This is a genomic window from Streptomyces sp. OR43 (genome assembly GCF_008042275.1).
Classification (GTDB): Bacteria; Actinomycetota; Actinomycetes; order Streptomycetales; family Streptomycetaceae; genus Streptomyces.
In genome coordinates this window covers 1,973,326-1,990,826 of the sequence record NZ_RDBK01000043.1, presented here as the reverse complement: position 1 = coordinate 1,990,826, position 17,501 = coordinate 1,973,326, and the positions used below count along the sequence as shown (strand labels likewise).

At 72.7% G+C, this 17,501-nt stretch carries 16 protein-coding genes and 1 pseudogene; all 17 read right to left on the bottom strand.

The window, feature by feature from the left end; translation table 11 throughout:
- Window positions 1-119: 119 nt before the first annotated feature.
- Window positions 120-1,355, bottom strand: a complete 1,236-nt coding sequence (locus tag EAO72_RS27760; RefSeq protein ID WP_148019908.1) for a cytochrome P450 — start codon at window positions 1,353-1,355, stop codon at window positions 120-122.
- Between the two features lie 62 nt (window positions 1,356-1,417).
- Window positions 1,418-2,095: a response regulator gene (locus tag EAO72_RS27755; protein WP_148019907.1), complete on the bottom strand. Its 678-nt coding sequence runs from the start codon at window positions 2,093-2,095 to the stop codon at window positions 1,418-1,420.
- The gene (locus EAO72_RS27750) at window positions 2,092-3,408 is read right to left on the bottom strand and encodes a sensor histidine kinase (RefSeq protein ID WP_148019906.1); all 1,317 of its coding nucleotides are present in this window, start codon (window positions 3,406-3,408) and stop codon (window positions 2,092-2,094) included. Before EAO72_RS27750 ends, EAO72_RS27755 begins: the two co-directional genes overlap by 4 nt.
- Before the next feature lie 111 nt (window positions 3,409-3,519).
- Window positions 3,520-4,395 carry an alpha/beta hydrolase family protein gene (locus EAO72_RS27745; RefSeq protein WP_148019905.1) on the bottom strand — a complete coding sequence of 292 codons (876 nt, stop codon included), beginning with the start codon at window positions 4,393-4,395 and terminating at the stop codon, window positions 3,520-3,522.
- 99 nt (window positions 4,396-4,494) lie between these two features.
- Window positions 4,495-5,181, bottom strand: a complete 687-nt coding sequence (locus EAO72_RS27740) for an SUKH-4 family immunity protein (RefSeq protein ID WP_148019904.1) — start codon at window positions 5,179-5,181, stop codon at window positions 4,495-4,497.
- Window positions 5,182-5,241: 60 nt separating this feature from the next.
- The gene (kynU, locus tag EAO72_RS27735; RefSeq protein WP_148019903.1) at window positions 5,242-6,447 is read right to left on the bottom strand and encodes a kynureninase; all 1,206 of its coding nucleotides are present in this window, start codon (window positions 6,445-6,447) and stop codon (window positions 5,242-5,244) included.
- Entirely contained in the window at window positions 6,440-7,288 is an 849-nt protein-coding gene (locus EAO72_RS27730) for a tryptophan 2,3-dioxygenase family protein (RefSeq protein ID WP_148019902.1), read from the bottom strand. The genes kynU and EAO72_RS27730 overlap by 8 nt, the downstream gene beginning before the upstream one ends.
- Before the next feature lie 167 nt (window positions 7,289-7,455).
- Entirely contained in the window at window positions 7,456-7,869 is a 414-nt protein-coding gene (locus EAO72_RS27725) for a DUF3151 domain-containing protein (RefSeq protein WP_148019901.1), read from the bottom strand.
- Window positions 7,870-7,934: 65 nt separating this feature from the next.
- Window positions 7,935-9,440, bottom strand: coding sequence for an MFS transporter (locus tag EAO72_RS27720; RefSeq protein WP_148019900.1), 1,506 nt, complete (start codon window positions 9,438-9,440; stop codon window positions 7,935-7,937).
- A 130-nt stretch (window positions 9,441-9,570) separates the two neighbouring features.
- Window positions 9,571-10,719 (bottom strand): MalY/PatB family protein, encoded by a 1,149-nt coding sequence (locus EAO72_RS27715; RefSeq protein WP_148019899.1) that lies wholly within the window; start codon window positions 10,717-10,719, stop codon window positions 9,571-9,573.
- 131 nt (window positions 10,720-10,850) lie between these two features.
- On the bottom strand, window positions 10,851-11,873 hold the full coding sequence (fbaA, locus tag EAO72_RS27710) for a class II fructose-bisphosphate aldolase (protein ID WP_148019898.1): 1,023 nt from the start codon (window positions 11,871-11,873) through the stop codon (window positions 10,851-10,853).
- Window positions 11,874-12,074: 201 nt separating this feature from the next.
- Complete coding sequence (pyrE, locus tag EAO72_RS27705; RefSeq protein WP_148019897.1) at window positions 12,075-12,614, bottom strand: orotate phosphoribosyltransferase; 540 nt, start codon at window positions 12,612-12,614, stop codon at window positions 12,075-12,077.
- A gap of 117 nt (window positions 12,615-12,731) precedes the next feature.
- Window positions 12,732-13,529, bottom strand: a complete 798-nt coding sequence (locus EAO72_RS27700; protein WP_148019896.1) for an aldose epimerase family protein — start codon at window positions 13,527-13,529, stop codon at window positions 12,732-12,734.
- A 21-nt stretch (window positions 13,530-13,550) separates the two neighbouring features.
- A complete protein-coding gene (locus EAO72_RS27695) occupies window positions 13,551-14,639 on the bottom strand; it encodes an SRPBCC domain-containing protein (RefSeq protein ID WP_410090510.1) in 1,089 nt (362 codons plus the stop codon).
- 83 nt (window positions 14,640-14,722) lie between these two features.
- A complete protein-coding gene (locus EAO72_RS27690) occupies window positions 14,723-16,321 on the bottom strand; it encodes a polyamine aminopropyltransferase (protein ID WP_148019895.1) in 1,599 nt (532 codons plus the stop codon).
- 84 nt (window positions 16,322-16,405) lie between these two features.
- Window positions 16,406-16,930, bottom strand: a complete 525-nt coding sequence (locus tag EAO72_RS27685; RefSeq protein WP_187285241.1) for a DUF2617 family protein — start codon at window positions 16,928-16,930, stop codon at window positions 16,406-16,408.
- Between the two features lie 409 nt (window positions 16,931-17,339).
- Window positions 17,340-17,501 (bottom strand): annotated as a pseudogene (locus EAO72_RS43380) (SPFH domain-containing protein); the annotation flags it as partial.

Here is a 17,501-nt window from a genome sequence, read left to right as displayed (position 1 = left end):
CTTGCCGCCCGCCCCCGTCGCCTCAGGTCAGCATGTCGCGCCGGCGCAGCGCCGCCAGGCCGCCCGCCGCCAGCACCATCGCGGTCGCTGTGAGGAGTGCCCCCGGCCCCGGCCGRGCGTCAGAGCTCGACCCGGAGTTCCTTCACTCCTCGGATCACGTAACCGGGGTTCCACTCAGGTTCCGCGGCCAGTCGCAGGCCGGGCGCCCGGCGCAGCAACTCGTCGAAGGAGGCGGCCAGCTCCACTCGGGCCAGCGGCGCCCCGAGACAGAAGTGGATGCCCGCGCCGAAGGTGATGTGCGGGTTCTCCCGCCGGGCCAGGTCGAGCGTGTCCGGGTCCGCGAAACGGGCCGGGTCACGGTTGGCCGAGCCGAAGAGGAGGGCCACCTCCGAGCCTCGCGGAATGACCGTGCCGCCGACCTCGACGTCGTCGAGCGCCCAGCGTTCGAACATCTGCAGCGGGGTGTCGTAGCGCATGAGCTCCTCCACCGCAGTGGGCAGCAGGGTGTGGTCCGCCCGCAGCGCGGCCAGCTGATCCGGATGCCGAAGCAGCGTCCACCAGCCGTTCACCGTGGTGTTGACGGTCGCCTCGTGGCCCGCGTTCAGGAGCAGCACGCACGTGGAGACCATCTCCTGTTCGGTCAGCCGCTCGCCTTCGTCATGGGCGGCGATGAGCGCGGAGATCAGGTCCGTCCCCGGGTTGCCACGCCGCTCGGCGATCAGCTCCCGCAGATACGCGGAGAAGTCGAGGGAGGCGCGGACGGCGGCCCGGGCGGTCTCCTCGGACGGGTTGAGCTCGAACATCCCGCAGATCGCCGCCGACCAGGGCCGCAGCGGTGCGCGGTCGGACTCCGGAATGCCGAGCATCTCCGCGATCACGGCGACCGGCAGCGGCTCCGCGACCGCCGTCAGCAGATCGCCGCCGCCCTGCGCGACGAAGTCGTCGACCAGCCCGGCGGCGAGCCGCCGCACGGTCGGGACGAGCTGTTCGACGGTACGTGGGGTGAACGCCTTGGAGACGAGGCGCCGGATCCTCGTATGGTCCGGCGGTTCGAGGTCCAGGAGCCCTTGCCCGTTCAGCGTCTCGAACGGCTCGTGGGCGGCGGGCGGGGGCGTCCGGCCGAACTCCTCGTGCGTGAACCGGTGCAGATACGTCCGGCCCAGCCGCCTGTCGCGCAGCAGCGCCGACACGTCGGCGTGGTGCGGGACGAGCCACTGGTCCGTCGGCTCGAAGTAGTGCGCCCGGCCGGTGGCGCGCAGCTCGGCATAGGCGGGGTACGGATCGGCGACGAACGCCGCCGACCAGGGATCGAACGGGGCGACGGGGCCGGAGTCGGCGCGCGGGGGCTGGTCCATGGACCGAAGCTAACCGGCCACCTGGCCCTGGGCCAGCCCTGCCCCGGGGCCCGCCGCCCGGCTCACGACGGCGTGACCAGCCGCGCCTCGTAGGCGAAGACCGCCGCCTGGGTGCGGTCGCGCAGGCCCAGCTTCACCAGGATGCGGCTCACATGGGTCTTGATCGTGGACTCGGCGACCACCAGATGCGAGGCGATCTCCGCATTCGACAGGCCCTGGGCGATCAGGACGAGTACTTCCGTCTCGCGCTCCGTGAGGTCGCCGATCTGGGCGAGGGCCGGCGGCCGCGGGGCCGCCGCGAGCTTGGAGAACTCGGTGATCAGGCGACGGGTGACCGTGGGGGCCAGAAGCGCTTCGCCGGACGCCACCACGCGCACCCCGTCCGCGAGTTGGCGGGCCGAGGCGTCCTTGAGGAGGAAGCCGGACGCGCCGGCACGCAGCGCCTGGTAGACGTACTCGTCGAGGTCGAACGTGGTGAGCACCAGCACCTTCGCGTCCGCGTCGGCGGCGACGATCTCACGGGTCGCCTCGATGCCGTTGAGCTCCGGCATCCGGATGTCCATCAGCACCACGTCGGGACGGAGCGCCGCGACCTGGGCGACGGCCTCCCGCCCGTTGACGGCCTCGCCGACGACCTCGATGCCCGGCATCGCGTTGAGCAGCACCGAGAAGCCCTCGCGGACCATCATCTGGTCGTCGACGATCAGCACCCGGATCGGTGTACCGGCGGCGGCCGTCACGCCTGCTCCCCTGCGGCTGCCGCGGGCGCGTCGGACGGGGCCGCCGCCTGCACGGGGATGAAGGCGGTGACCTCGTAACCGCCTTCCGCGGTCGTCTCGGCCGTCATCTCGCCGTTCAGCATCGCCACCCGCTCCCGCATGCCGGTGATCCCGTGCCCGGCACCGGGTGAGGGCTTCACCGGGGCGGTCGGCGGACCGTTGACGACGCGCAGCCCCAGACCGCCCAGCACATAGCCGATCTCGACCTTCGCGGTGGCGCCCGGCGCGTGCCGCAGGCTGTTGCTGAGGGCCTCCTGAATGATCCGGTACGCCGAGAGCTCGACGCCCTGCGGCAGCTCGCGCACCGCACCGGTCACGGTCTTCTCCGTCGGGAGTCCGGCCTCGCCGACGTTGGCGAGCAGCCCGTCGAGTTCGGCCAGGGTGGGCTGCGGGGCGTCCGGCGCCTCGTAGTCCTCGGCCCGTACGACGCCGAGGACCCGGCGCAGTTCGGTGAGGGCCGCGACGGCGTTCTCCCGGATCGTGAGGAAGGCCTGCTCCAGCTCGGGCGGCGGGTTCTCCACCCGGTAGGGGGCGGCCTCGGCCTGGATCGCGACGACCGACATGTGGTGGGCGACCACGTCGTGGAGTTCGCGGGCGATGGTGGTGCGCTCCTCCAGCAGCGTGCGCCGGTCGCGCTCGACGGCGGTCACCGTGCGCTGCACGGTGACCTCGCGCTCCGCCTCACGGCGGACCTGCACCACGCACACCAGGAGCAGCGCGAACGCGGACGCCACCGCCATGGCGGGTGTGGACGGCCCGGAGTTCCATCCGCCGACGTTCTCCAGGAGCGTGCCGAACAGCACGGTCAGGCCCCACATCCAGGCCGCGGTGCGCGGCTTGGTCCTCGCCGCGACGACGACCAGCACCACCAGGTGCGCGAAGAACGTGCTCGGCATCCACGGCCCGTCGGAGCTGCCGGCGACCATGCTCACCGGCATGAGCGCCATCGACATCCAGAACGCCCCGACCGGCCGCACCAGCGACATCCCGACGCACGCGGCGGGCACCAGCCCCGACACGAGGACTCCGGCGTTGCCGGTGACGGAGAAGCCCATCATGAAGGCGAGCAGCGCGGCCGCCAGGACCACCGCGTGCGGAGTCCACTCGGCCCGCGCCCGGAGCCGCTCCGGCAGCCGCCGGGTCAGCACCCCGTCGGTCCGCATGGGCCCCAGCGGACGATAGGCGAACGCATCGTGGATGAGGTCCTGGCGCAGGCCGCCTATCGCCTCTTCGGCCACCCGGAACTCCGGGCTTCTGGTCTTGGTCTCGGTCACGCTTCCACGGTAGGGGGCGCGGCGCCCCCGGTCGTCAGCAGTGATACGGATCCTGAGCCGTCCGTCGCAAGTACTACCGGGGTCCGTCGCGTGGCAGCGGTGGCCCGGGCGCTACCAGGCCAGCTGGGCGATCTCCTCGGCGACCACGGCGCACGCGTCGGCCGCCGGGTCGATCAGCGGGAAGTGCCCGACGTCCGGCAGCAGCGTCAGCCCCACCGTCTCGCCCTCCTTCGCCGCCGCGTCGACGAACGCCTCCGAGACGGCCTGCGGCACGGTCAGGTCGGTGGTGCCCTGGACCACCGCCGTGGCGATGCCGGTGGGCAGCAGCAGGGCCGGGTCGGCGTGCGCGGCGCGCTCGGTGAAGTCCTCCGCGCGCCCGAGGAACTGCCCGACCGCATCGGAGCACACACCCAGCCCGACGGCCGAGGCGAAGTCCGCGATCGGGGCGAGCGCGACCACTCCGCGCAGCGCGGGCGCCCGCGGCAGCCGCCACGGCGAGCCCTCCGGCAGCACGTGCCTGGCGGCCGCCCACAGGGCCAGCTGCCCGCCCGCGGAGTGCCCCGTGACGACGATCCGCCGGGCGTCCGCCGACGGCATGTGGAGCACCAGGAGTTCCGGCAGCGCGTCCATCGCCGCCGCGACGTCGTCGAAGGTCTCCGGCCAGCGCCCGGCGACCGGACCGGATCCGCGCTGCTGCGGGAGCTCGCTGCCGCGCCGGTACTCGACGCTCGCGACGGCGAACCCGCGCCGGGCCAGGAAGTCCGCGAACGGCGACATGTGAAGCCGGTCGTACGGTGCCCGCCAGGCCCCGCCGTGCAGGACGACCACGACGGGGGCGCCCGCGCGCCCGTCGCGCGGGGCGTAGAAGTCGATCACCTGGTCCGGGTGGCTGCCGTAGGCGGCGGAGACATCGGGGGCGACGACCGGATGCGAGAACGCCGACTCGGTCTCGGCTGCGTCCTGATCACGCGCGGCAGAATCCGACATGCTGCTCCAACCGTCCCTGTGACATGCCCAACTGGCTTGACCTGCGGGGACGGTATCAGTACGGAGGCATCCCGCTCCCAGGCGGCAGGTGATCCCGCGTCAGACCGGGCCCGGCCGGGAGTAGTACGTGCCGTACAGCCCGCCCCGGAGGTCGCCGAAGAAGGCGACCCAGGGGCTCTCCTTGGACTCCTCCTCGGAGAAGGCCACCGGGTCGACGCGGGCGAACTCGTCCTGGATCCCGTCGGCGAAGCGGGCCAGCTCGGCGTACGGCGCGCTCCGGTCGCCGCCGGCCCACTCGCGGTCCACCTTCAGTACCCGCCCGTGCAGCAGTTCCAGCAGGTGCCGGAGCGAGGAGAGGTCGGTGTGGACCGGGCGCAGGCCCCCGTCGAAGAGCTCCGGCTCGTCGGGGAGCGCGTACACCCTGCCGTCATCGAGACCGAGGAAGAGGTACCAGCCCTGAACCGCGCCGAAGAGCAGGACGTTGCCGAACTCCTCCTCGATGACCACCACCTCGTCATCGAGGTCCACGACGGGGCCGCCTCCCTCGACCGCACAGCCCACAGCGGCCAGGACCGGGGCCAGGTGGAAGGGGCGCTGCGGAAAACCGATGTCGCACAGGGCCCGGAGGTCCTCCGGGCGGTTCACCACGTCGGCGAGGACCTCGCGCGAGGCCCGTACGTAGCGGGAGCGGTCGCTCCCGTTCCCACCGTCGGCGTCGCTGTCGAAGAGCACCTGGCGCAACTCCCTGCCCGTCGGCTGTCGTCGCACCCATTCTGCTGCCCGCACGACAGCTCCGGGGCCCGTCCGGCGACCGGGGCGAGCCGGTCGCCGGACTGACCCGGCAGCCTACGCCGCCGGAGCGGCGGAACCGGTCAACACGTCCGCGAGCACCCGCGCCGCCCGCTCCGCGTCGACGAACCCCACGTACAACGGAGTGAAGCCGAACCGGAGCACGTCCGGCCGCCGCAGGTCCCCGACGACTCCGCGCGCGATGAGCGCGGCCATCACGGGTTCGGCGTCCTCGCACCGCAGCGCGACCTGGCTGCCGCGTTCCGCGTGGGCGGCCGGGGTCACGGAGGTGACCCGGCCCTCGGGGGCGTATGCGGCGACGCACTCCAGGAAGAAGTCCGTCAGCGCCAGCGACTTGGCCCGTACCGCGTCGATCCCGACCCCGTCCCAGACGTCGAGGGACGCCTCCAGGGCCAGCATGGACAGGATGTCGGGCGTTCCGACCCGGCCCCGTACGGCACCGTCCGCGGGCGCGTACCCGGGCGTCATCGCGAACGGGTCGGCATGCGAGGTCCACCCCGGCAGGGGCGAGTCGAAGGCCGCCTGATGCCGTGCGGCGACGTACAGGTACGCGGGCGAACCGGGGCCGCCGTTGAGGTACTTGTACGTGCAGCCGACCGCCAGGTCCACCCCGTGGGCGTCCAGCCCGACGGGCAGCGCGCCCGCGCTGTGGCACAGGTCCCAGACGGCGACCGCGCCCGCGGCGTGCACCGCGGCGGTGAGCGCCGGCAGGTCGTGGAGCCGGCCGGAACGGTAGTCGACGTGGTTGAGCAGCACGGCGGCGGTACGCGGGCCGAGCGCGCCCGGTACGTCTGCGGGAGCGACCGGCACGATCCGGTGGCCGGTCATCCGGGCCGCCGACTCGGCGATGTACCCGTCGGTGGGGAACGTGGAGGCGTCGACCAGGATCTCGTCGCGGCCCTCCGGGGCCAGCCGGGTGGCGGCGACGACGGCCTTGAAGACGTTCACGCTCGTCGAGTCGCCGACGACGATCTGGCCGGCCGCCGCACCGACGATCGGGGCGATGCGGTCGCCGATCCGCTCCGGCGCGGTCCACCAGCCGCTCTCGTCCCAGGACCGGATGCGCAGCTCGCCCCACTCGCGGGTGAGGACCTCCTGCAGCCGGGCGGGCACATGACGGGGCAGTGCGCCGAGCGAGTTGCCGTCCAGGTAGACGGTGTCGTCGAGGGTGAAGAGCTTGCGCAGCGGTGCCAGACCGTCCGCGGTGTCGAGCGCCTGTGCGCGCTCCTGGAGATCAGACATGGCTGCGGGCCGTCCAGAGCTCGGGGAACACGTTCTTCGTGGCGCGCTTCTCCAGCCAGGCGACCCCGGCGGAGCCACCGGTCCCGGTCTTGGAACCCATGGCCCGCCGGGTGGCGACGAGGTGGTCGTTGCGCCAGCGCCACACGAGCTCGCCCACGTCGGTGAGGGCCTCGCCGAGGCGGACCAGTTCGTCGTTCTGGTCGGGGTTGGCGTAGATCTCCGCCCAGACGGCCTCGACCTCGGGCGACGGCTCGTACTTCTGGGTGAGGTCGCGGCCGAGCACGGCCCGGGGCACCGCGTGACCGCGCCGGGCGAGCAGGGCGAGCGTCTCGTCGTACAGACTCGGCTCGGCGAGCGCCTTCTCCAGCTCGGCGTGGACACGGGGCGCGCCCCGGTGCGGCACGAGCATGGACGCGGACTTGTCGCCGAGCAGGAACTCCATCCGCCGGTACATGGCCGACTGGAAGCCGGAGCCCTCGCCGAGCGCGGACCTGTAGGAGTTGAACTGGGCGGGGGTGAGCTGGGCGAGCGGCGTCCAGGAGGCGTTCAGCGCCTCCAGCTCCCGCAACGACCGCTTCAGCGCGTCGCGCGCGACGCCCAGCCGGTCCTCGCGCAGGGCGTGCGCGGCGGTCTCCCACTCATGGACGATGACGGTGAACCACAGTTCCATGACCTGGGTGGTGACCAGGAAGACCATCTCGCCGGGGTCGTCCGAGCGGAGGTGCTGGAGGTGGGTCAGGACATCCGCCTGGACGTAGTCCTCGTACGGAGTCGTTCCCGCGAAGTCGAGGTGCGGGGTCTGCGCACCGGTGGCTTCGGGGTCGGGGGGAATCGTCGACATCGCTGTCTCCTCGACACGAGCTTCCGGGTAGCGGTCCGCCCCCACCTTGTGAGGTGGTGGAGCTCCGGTCCCCTGCCCGCATCCTAAGCGGAGATCCGCAGGCCGCGACAGCGCGGAGGCCCCGCCGACAGCGATCGTCCACGGGGCCCGGCAGGAGTACGCGTCGGTCAGCCGAGGGTCTCGGCGGCGGTCGGCGAGGAGTCGCGCAGGAACGTCGAGCAGCGCTCGTACTCCTCCTGCTCACCGATCGACTGCGCGGCGCGCGCGAGGCCGTGCAGGGCGCGCAGGAAGCCACGGTTCGGCTCGTGCTCGAACGGTACGGGGCCGTGGCCCTTCCAGCCGGCGCGGCGCAGGGCGTCCAGGCCGCGGTGGTAGCCGGTGCGGGCGTAGGCGTACGACTCGATGACCCGGCCGCCCTCGAACGCCTCGTCGGCGAGCTGTGCCCAGGCCAGCGAGGAAGTCGGGTACTTCGCCGCGACATCGGCGGGCGCGGTGCCGGCGGCGAGCAGTTCGCGCGGCTCCGGGTCGTCGGGCAGGTGGGTCGGGGCAGGGCCCCCGAGCAGGTTCTCGTGGATCGACATGGGTTCAAGTGTGCCTGCCGGCGGCGCCGCCCGGGGCATCCGGTGCGCACAAGGCCGTGAAACGTCTAGGACCTGTCCGGGGCGGGTTCCAGCGGAGGGCTCGTGACCCCGCAGTGCACCGTGCATTCGGGCTGGGCGGTTTCCTGCACGGCGGCCGGCGGCGTACGGACGGTCGCCCACGCGATGAGGGAGCCGAGGACCAGCAGCCCGGCGCACATCGGCATGGCCCGCCGGAAGGTCACGGCGAACTCCCCGGCGTCGCGGTAGGCCTCGGGGCCCATTCCGGCGAGCAGCGGCAGCGCGGCGACCGCGATCAGCCCGGCGGCGCGGGCGGCGGCGTTGTTGATACCGCTGGCGAGGCCGGCCCGGCCGGTGTCCACGGAGGCCAGGACGGTCGCGGTGAGGGGTGCCACGAGGGCCACCAGGCCGATGCCGAGGACGGCGACGGCGGGGAGGACGTCGGCCAGGTATCCGGTCACGGAGGCGGACCCCGGTCCCACGCGCAGCATCAGCAGCATCCCGGCGGCGGCGATCAGCGGACCGGCGGTGAGCGGGATGCGGGGGCCGATGCGCCGGCTCAGTTCGCCGGACCGGGCGGAGAACAGCAGCATCAGGACGGTGGTCGGCAGCAGTGCGGTGCCCGCGCCGAGCGCGGAGTAGCCCGCCACGACCTGGAGCTGGATGGCGGAGAGGAAGAAGAACCCGCCGAGCGCCGCGTACACGCAGAGGGTGACGATGTTGACGGCGGTGAACTGCCGGGACGCGAACACCGACGGCGGCAGCATGGGATCCGCCCGTCGCCGCTCGACCTGGACGAACGCGCCGCCGAGCAGCACCCCGCCCACCGCCGCCCCGATCACGGCCGGTGAGGCCCCCTGCCCCGGCGCCTCGATCAGCGCGTACGTCACCAGCGCGAGCGCGAAGGCGGCGAGGGCGGCCCCCAGAACGTCGAAGCGCCCGTGCTCGTACGGATCCCGGGACTCCGGTACGTGGCGCAGGGCGACGGGCACGCAGATCGCGGCGAGCGGCAGATTGAGCAGGAACACCCACCGCCAGCCCGGCCCGTCGACGAGCCATCCCCCGACGAACGGCCCGACGGCGGCGCCGACCCCGCCGAGCCCCGACCACAGCCCGACCGCGCGGGCCCGGTCGTCCGGATGGAAGCTCGCCTGGATCAGGGCCAGCGACCCCGGGGTGAGCAGGGCGCCGCCGACCCCCTGGAGGGCACGGGCCGCGATGAGCACCTCCGCGCTCGGCGCCAGCCCGCAGAGCAGCGAGGCGGCGGCGAACCACACCACGCCGATGACGAACACCCGCCGCCGCCCGTACCGGTCACCGAGCGCTCCCCCGAGGAGGATCAGCCCGGCGAGCGTCAGCATGTAGGCGTTGACGGTCCACTGGAGCGCGGCCAGGCCGGTGCCGAGGTCCTCGCCGATACGGGGCAGGGCGACGTTGATGACGGTGGAGTCGAGCATGGCCATGCTCGACCCGAGCACGGTGGTGAGGACGACCCAGCGCCCGGCGGTGGAAGCGACACGGATACCGCCGGAACCTGCTGAGCTCTCCGCCATGCCCTCAGCATCGCGCAACCGAGCCCCTCCGGCCCACCCGAACCGCTCAAGCCCTTCCGCCCGTCCCCCAGCCGCTCAAGCCTCCGGCCCGTTCGAGCCCCTCAAACCCTGCCCGGCCCGTTCGAGCCGCTCAAGCCCCTCCGGCAGGAGCGGGGGTCCGGGGGCAGCGCCCCCGAAACGGCCCGCACCCCACGTTCAGCCGCACGAAGCCCTCCGCCCCGTACACAGCCCCCGGCATCACCGCGACGCGCTCCCGTTCGACCAGCACACGCTGGAGCGCCTCGTCGTCCTTCACGCCCGCCCGGCGCAGGTCGATCCAGGCCAGGTAGCCGGCCTGCGGCGGCTCCCACTCCAGAGCCGGGAACGCCGCGTTCAGCCGTTCGGCGACCAGGGCCAGATTCCCCGCGACGTACGCGCGTACGGCGTCCAGCCACGCCGCGCCGTCCCGGTACGCGGCGATGTGCGCGGTCAGCGAGAGCACCGCCGGTGAGGCGAGGCCCTCCGCGGTCTCCATCCGGCGCAGGAACTCCGTCCGGTCCTCCGCACGGCCGACGATCCCGTACGAACCGGTCAGCGCCGGGAAGTTGAACGCCTTCGAGGCCGAGGAGACGAGCGCCCAGCGCCCGTCACCCCCCACCCGCGTCCACGGCACATGGACACGGCCCTCGTGCACGAAGTCGGCGTGGATCTCGTCGCTGATCACGGCGACCCCGTGCCGCGCCGCGAGGGAGGCCATCTCCGCGAGCTCCGCCTCCGTCCACACCCGCCCCGACGGGTTGTGCGGCGAACAGACCACGAGGACCTTGCTGTCCTCGCGGGCGAGCTCCCGCTCCAGCGCCTCCGTGTCCCCGAGACCCACCCCGCGCAGCTCGCGACCGAGCCCGGTGACGGCCTTGCGGAAGCCGTCGTACGTCGGGGTGTGGACGACCACGCCGTCGCCCTCGGCCGTCCACATCTGGAGCAGTTGCGACAACTGGCTGAGCACGGAGGGGCCGTACACCAGTTGCCCGGTGTCGATCACGGTGCCGTACCGGCTCGCGAACCAGTGGGCCACGGCCGGGCGGAAGTCGCCCAGCCGCCAGTCGGTGTAGCCGAAGACCCCGTGGTCGAGCCGGGCCCGCAGGGCGGTCAGTACCTCGGGGGCCGTCTCGAAGTCCATGTCCGAGATGGTGAACGGCAGCAGTCCGTCCACCCCGAACCGGTCCGCGACCCCGTCCCACTGCACGCTCCAGGTGCCGCGGCGGTCGATGGCGGTGTCGAAGTCGTAGGACGTGCTCACAGCCGCTCCCTCAGATCATTTTGCCGGGTACGAAGATGCCAAGCATGGAGATGCCGGGCACGGAGATGCCGGGCACGCCACGGGCCCGGCACCCCAAGGGGTACCGGGCCCGGGCAGACATCCGTACGCAGTTACTTCAGCTTGGTACCGGTGGACCGCAGGTTGGCGCAGGCCTCCGTGACGCGCTTGGCCATGCCCGCCTCGGCGGACTTGCCCCAGGTGCGCGGGTCGTAGACCTTCTTGTTGCCGACCTCGCCGTCGACCTTCAGCACACCGTCGTAGTTGCGGAACATGTGGTCCGCGACCGGTCGGGTGAAGGCGTACTGGGTGTCGGTGTCGAGGTTCATCTTCACGACGCCGTTCTCCAGCGCGGTGGCGATCTCCTCGGCGGTGGAACCGGAGCCGCCGTGGAAGACGAAGTCGAACGGGGACGTCTTGCCGTACTTGGCGCCGACGCCCTCCTGGAGGTCCTTGAGGAGCTCGGGACGCAGGACGACGTTGCCCGGCTTGTAGACGCCGTGCACGTTGCCGAAGGACGCGGCCAGCAGGTAGCGGCCCTTCTCGCCCAGACCGAGCGCCTCGGCGGTACGCAGCGCGTCGTCGACGGTCGTGTAGAGCTCGTCGTTGATCTCGTGCGTGACGCCGTCCTCCTCGCCACCGGTCGGGGTGATCTCGACCTCAAGGATGATCTTGGCGGCGGCGGCCTTGGCCAGCAGCTCCTGGCCGATGGACAGGTTGTCGGCCAGCGTCTCGGCCGAGCCGTCCCACATGTGGGACTGGAACAGCGGGTTCAGACCCTTGGCGACGCGCTCCGCGGAGATGTCGATCAGCGGACGGACGTACGTGTCCAGCTTGTCCTTGGGGCAGTGGTCGGTGTGCAGCGCGACCGTGATGTCGTACTTGGCGGCGACGATGTGCGCGAACTCGGCGAGGGCGACGGCGCCCGTGACCATGTCCTTGTTGTACTGGCCGCCCAGGAACTCCGCCCCACCGGTGGAGATCTGGACGATGCCGTCGCTCTCGGCCTCAGCGAAACCACGCAGCGCAGCGTGCAGGGTCTGCGTCGACGTCACATTGATGGCCGGGTAGGCGAACTTGCCTGCCTTCGCCCGGTCGAGCATCTCGGCGTAGACCTCGGGGGTTGCGATGGGCATCTGTCCGCTCCTTGGGATGTGCGGGTGTGCGTTGCTGGTTCCCTGACCTGGGGGCGACGTCATCGTCGCCCCCATCTTCCCAGACTCTCGTCCCGGCTCCACCCCGCGTACTCCCCCAGCGTCCCGGGCGCCTCGCCGCAGACAGACGACAAGGGGGGTCGGTTTCACGTGAAACCGACCCCCCTTGCGAGAAAGCGCAGGTCAGGCCAGGTCGAGGTCCGGGACCGAGTAGACGTGGACGTACGGGAGACCCGCTTCGGCGATGGCCGGAGCCGCGCCCCGCTCCACGATCACGGCGACGGCGACGACCTCGCCACCCGCCTCGCGCACCGCCTCGACAGCGGTCAGCGGCGATCCACCGGTCGTCGAGGTGTCCTCGACGACCAGACAGCGGCGGCCCTTGACCTCCGTGCCCTCGATCCGGCGCTGCATGCCGTGGGCCTTCTGCGCCTTGCGCACCACGAACGCGTCCAGCTCCTGCCCACGGGCGGCGGCGGCGTGCAGCATCGAGGTGGCGACCGGGTCGGCGCCCAGCGTCAGCCCGCCCACGCAGTCGTAGTCCAGCTCCGCGGTCGCGTCGAGCATGACCTGACCGACCATCGGAGCGGCCTTGCCGTCCAGCGTGATGCGGCGCAGATCGATGTACCAGTCGGCCTCGAGACCGGAGGAGAGAGTCACCTTGCCGTGGACCACGGCCTTGTCCTTGATCTGCTGCAACAGCTCAGCGCGTACGTCAGTCATGGCTACGAGGATAAGGCCGCCCGGCCCCGCACCCGCCCGGTCCGACCGGCTCCGCACCCGCGCGGCCCGCCCGGCTCGGTCCGACCGGCCCCGCACCCACCCCGGACCGCGTCGCGCTCAGAGCGTGCGCCAGCTCCACGTCGTCGCGATCTCCAGGGGGTCGATCGGGGTGACATAGCGGGGAGCGGTGTTCAGGCCGTTCGGCGGGCCCGACTGCGGCTCCACACAGACCGCCTCGTCCTGCTCGTCGTAGACCACGGCCCACTCGGTACGGCTCTTCACCGTGAGCTCCAGCTGTTCCGGCCAGGTGAGGGTCACATCGACACCGTCGGGCATGCCGAAGCAGTCGTCCCACGGGCCGGCCAGGGGAGGGATCCGGCGGCCGGTCGGCAGATGGTTCTCCCCGCGCTCCTCCTGCCACGCGGCGTCGAAGTCGATCCGGACGTCCTTGCCGCTGCCGAGGTTGCGCCGGAACCACGGATGCCAGCCGGCCTGGGCCGGGAAGGAGTCCCCGTACGTCTCGACGCCGAAGGCCAACGTCAGCGAGGACTCGGTCAGTTCGAAGGTCTGCGTCACCCGGCCCGGGTACGGCCACGGGTCGGTCAGGTCGTAGTAGAACGCGGCCTCGGTCGCGCTCTCCCGCGCCGTGCGCCAGGCCGTGTCACGGCCTGTGCCGTGGATCGCGTGCGGCGGGGCGGTCAGCGGCAGCTGATGCAGCACACCGCCGTTGTGGAACTGGCCGTTCTCGGTCCGGCCGCACCACGGCACCATCGGGAAGCAACCGTAGCGCTCCCCCTGCCGCAGCAGTTCGGTGCCGCCGATGCGCAGGCTGCTGATACGACAGCCGTTGGCGGGGTTCACGGTCAACTCTGCGTCGCCGACGGACAGCCGGACGTCCTTCTCGCTGCTGCTCACACGACGACCCTACTGGCGCGGCTACCTCCGGCGCCGCAGCGCCCGGCCGACCACCACCGCGGAGGCGAGGGCCAGCGCGGCCGCGGGGGCCACCCAGCGGAGCGTGGCGCCCGCACCGGTCGAATCGGGTGACGGGACGGGGGCGTACCGGCCGCGCGGCGGTGCGTGGTCGACCTCCTCCGCACTGCGGCCGATCATGGTGCGCCGGGCATGCGCGGCCTCGGCGGGCGGCCCGTCCGGGACGGTGAACTCGATCCCGGCCACCGGGTCCATCGACGAAGGCGGCACCGGGGTGTCGAACACGGAGGCCTGCTCCGGCGGCTGCTCCCCCGCCGGGGGCTCGTCCGCGGCCGCCTCGTGCGGGGCCGGCGCGTCACCGGCCCGCGAGGTGTCCGCCTCCTCGGCGGCCTCCTCCAGCGCCTGCTCCACGGCTTCGCCGACGGCCTGCTCCTCGGCGGTGACGGCTGCGGAGGCGGACTCACCCGCGTCCCGCGCCGCATCGTCCGATCCCGCGTCCCGCGCCGCATCGTCCGATCCCGCGTCCCGCACCGCATCATCCGCACCCGGGCCCGCGCCGCCATCGCCCGCATCCCCGGCATCGGCCACCGCGCCGCCATCCCCGTCCGCCCGGGCCTCCCCGGCATCGTCCGCCCGGGCATCCCCCGCATCCCCCGCGAGGGTCTCCGTCACCAGCTGCTGCGCGAACCGGTCCAGCAGCCGGTGGCCCGCGGACTGCGCCGCCGCCGGGTCGAGCTCCAGCAACCGGCCGTCGCCGCTCACCGTGCCCTCGAAGGCGATCGCCGTGCCGCCGTCGCGTGCGGTGAGGCGGACGGTCAGGGCCAGCTTCGCCGAACCGCTGCCCCGCGCCTCCGAGCCCTCGCCCGCCACGGCCACCCCGTGCGCGGCACCCGGCAGCGGGGTGAGCCGCAGCGCGCCCCGGTACGTGATCGTGTGGCCGCCGGCCCGGACCTTGAGCCGGCCGGACAGCGGGCCCGCGGACGCGTCGGCGTCCTGCTGGAGCCCCGGCACACAGCGCGCGACCCGGGCAGGATCGCCCAGCGTCAGCCGAAGGGCCGGGACCGGAACCGGAACGAACACCTCATGCTCCATGGAAACCGAGCCTACTCAGCCCCGGCCACCACGTCAGCGCTTCCGCATCCCGAAACCCCCGCCACCGGACCGCCGCGCACCGCTCACCGCTCCTCCCAGTACCGCGGATGCACCAGCGTCGACGGGGCCTGGCCGCGCAGCCGCCCGGCCTCCGCGCGCCGCCCCGCGTCCCGCAGCTCGGGGCCCGTCAGGGACCGCAGCCGCGGCGCCCCGCCGTCCAGGCCGAGGACGGGCCTCGCGGCGGGCCCGGCCAGCACGAAACCCCAGCCGTGCACCTCGCCCGTCGGGCCCGTGGCCCGGTCGGGGCCGACCGCGAATCCGGCGTACCGCCCGCTGATCCGATAGGGGCGGGTGTGCAGTCCCGCCGCCCGCATGGACGCCTCGACCGTCCAGTAGGTGCGCGGCCGGCTCACCGCCGGCCCTCCGTGCACCACCAGTCGGCCGTCCGGAGCCAGGGCACGGTCGACCAGTCCGTAGAACTCCGCCGAATAGAGCTTCGTGCTGGCCGAGATCCCCGGGTCCGGCAGGTCCGCGACCACCACGTCGTAACCGTCCCGCACCGTCCGCAGCCAGCTGAACGCGTCCCCGGTCACGGCCGTCATCCGCGGATCCCGGTAGGCGTGCGCGTTCAGCTCGGACAGCGCCCGGTCGGTACGGGCCAAGCGGGTGACGGCGGGGTCCAGCTCCACCACGGTCACGCTCCGCACGTCCGGGTAGCGCAGCACCTCGCGGGCCGCCAGGCCGTCACCGCCGCCCAGGATCAGCACCCGGGCGTGCGGCCCGTTCATCGCCGGGTGCACCAGCGCCTCGTGGTAGCGGTACTCGTCGCGGGAGCTGACCCGCAGCCGCCCGTCCAGGTAGAGGTCGAGGGAACTCCGGTCCGATCCGGTGAGCACCACTTCCTGGACCTCGCTCTGCAGCGCGACCCGCACCTGGCCGCCGTAGACCGCACGCCGCGCAGCCCGCTCGAAGTCGTCGGCCAGCACGGCGGCCGTGGCGAGCACGGCGATCACCAGCACGTTGGCGGCGATCAGCAGCCACCGGGAGCGGGAGGTGAGATCCCGCCGGAACACCCACAGGACCAGTGCCCCGCCCGCCGCCGCGTTGACCGTCCCGGTGAACAGCGCGCCCGACAGCTGTCCGAGCATCGGCAGCAGCAGGAACGGGAACGCCAGCCCGCCTACCAGCGCGCCCACGTAGTCGGCGGCGAAGAGATCGGCGACCGCCCCGCCCGCGTCCTGCCGGTCCACCCGCTGGATCATCGTCATGAGCAGCGGGATCTCCGCGCCGATCAGGACGCCGATCGCCAGCGAGAACCCGACCAACGCGTACCGCGACTCCCCGATCCAGGCGAACGACGCGTAGAGCACCAGCGCGGAGGAGCCGCCGACCAGGGCGAGCGCCGCCTCGATCAGCCCGAAGCCGACCGCCGCACGGCCGCGCAGCCGTTTCGCGAGCAGCGAGCCGATCCCCATGGCGAACACCATCACGGACAGCACGACGGACGCCTGGGTGACGGAGTCACCGATCAGGTAGGAGGCGAGTGCGACCAGTTCGAGTTCGTACACCAGCCCGCAGGCGGCGCAGATGAAGACAGTGGCCAGCACGAGGTACCTGCCGGTCCTCGGACGCACGGGAAGCCGCGCCGCGCCCCCACGCAGCGGCACCTGCTGGTCGATCATGCCGCGAACGCTACGTCACTGAAACGTCGCCGCTTGTCACCCACAAGGGTGTAATCGGCGCACTCCCAACGGAGTTGGCGCCGGTCACAGCGCCGCCGCTGCCGGCGTTCGCACACCCACCCTGGTCCGCGTCACCACCAGCCGGCCCTCCTGCGGGTACGCGTGCCAGGTGCGCCACCGCACCTGGCCCTCGGTCCGCTGGGCCAGCATCGCGGTGAAGGCGTGCGGGCTCCCCGGGAACGTCCCGGCCAGTCCGTGGGGGTGGTCGGCGACGAGTGCCAGCAACTCCTGGGCGCGCCCCGCGAAGGAGCCCGCGCCGAGCGTCTCGACGCGCGCCGCGAACTCGTACTCCCAGTCCCCCAGCCGCTTGGAGACGCCTAAGGGCAGCGGGGTGCTGCTGCCGGGCATACAGGCGACGGTTTCGGAACAGCTGCCCTGCTCCTCCTCCAGAAGTACCTGGTGGGAGGCGCCGAGCAGCCGCAGCTGCAGTTGCGCGCCGCCGAGCCCGAGATCGAGGACGGCCAGCGCCGGGAGCGGTTCACGCCCCAGCGCCCAGGCCAGATCGGCGGCACGGGTGTCGGAATAGGCCGTATGAAGGGTCGTGAGCATGGGTCGGCTCCGCAAAACACACATGGACACGTGGACAGGGGGCGCCCCGACGCGGTGCACGTGGGAGGTGGGAAGCGCCCGATCAGGTCCAACTGGGGTCCGAGGGCTGAATGTTCTCTCAACCGAGGGAATCACGAACTACGCCGCACTCGCAGCGTTTTTGCCCAACTTGGCGTGGTTTCCATCCCCCCGGGGGCCTGCCGGTTCTGGTGTTCACCAGGGATGCGCCGCACGGCCCAACGAAAAGGCGCCCGGCGGGACTTAGAGAGCTCCTCCTCGTCCCGTCGGGCGCCGCCGGCCGTCCTGCCCGGCCGCGGACCAGCTGCCCCGTGTCAGCTGCCTCCGCCGCATCCGCCCCCGCCGCCACCGCACGACGAACTGCCGCCGCACGACGAACCGCCGCCACACGAATGGCCGCCTTCCGCTCGGGGTCGAGCTCGACGATGTCCTGCTCGGTGATCCGGGTCACCGCCATCTCGACCATGCCGACCGCTCCCTCGACGATCAGCTGCCGGGCCGCGACCACCGCTCCGGCCTGCTGGCGCTGGAGCATCGCGGAGGCGATCTCGGG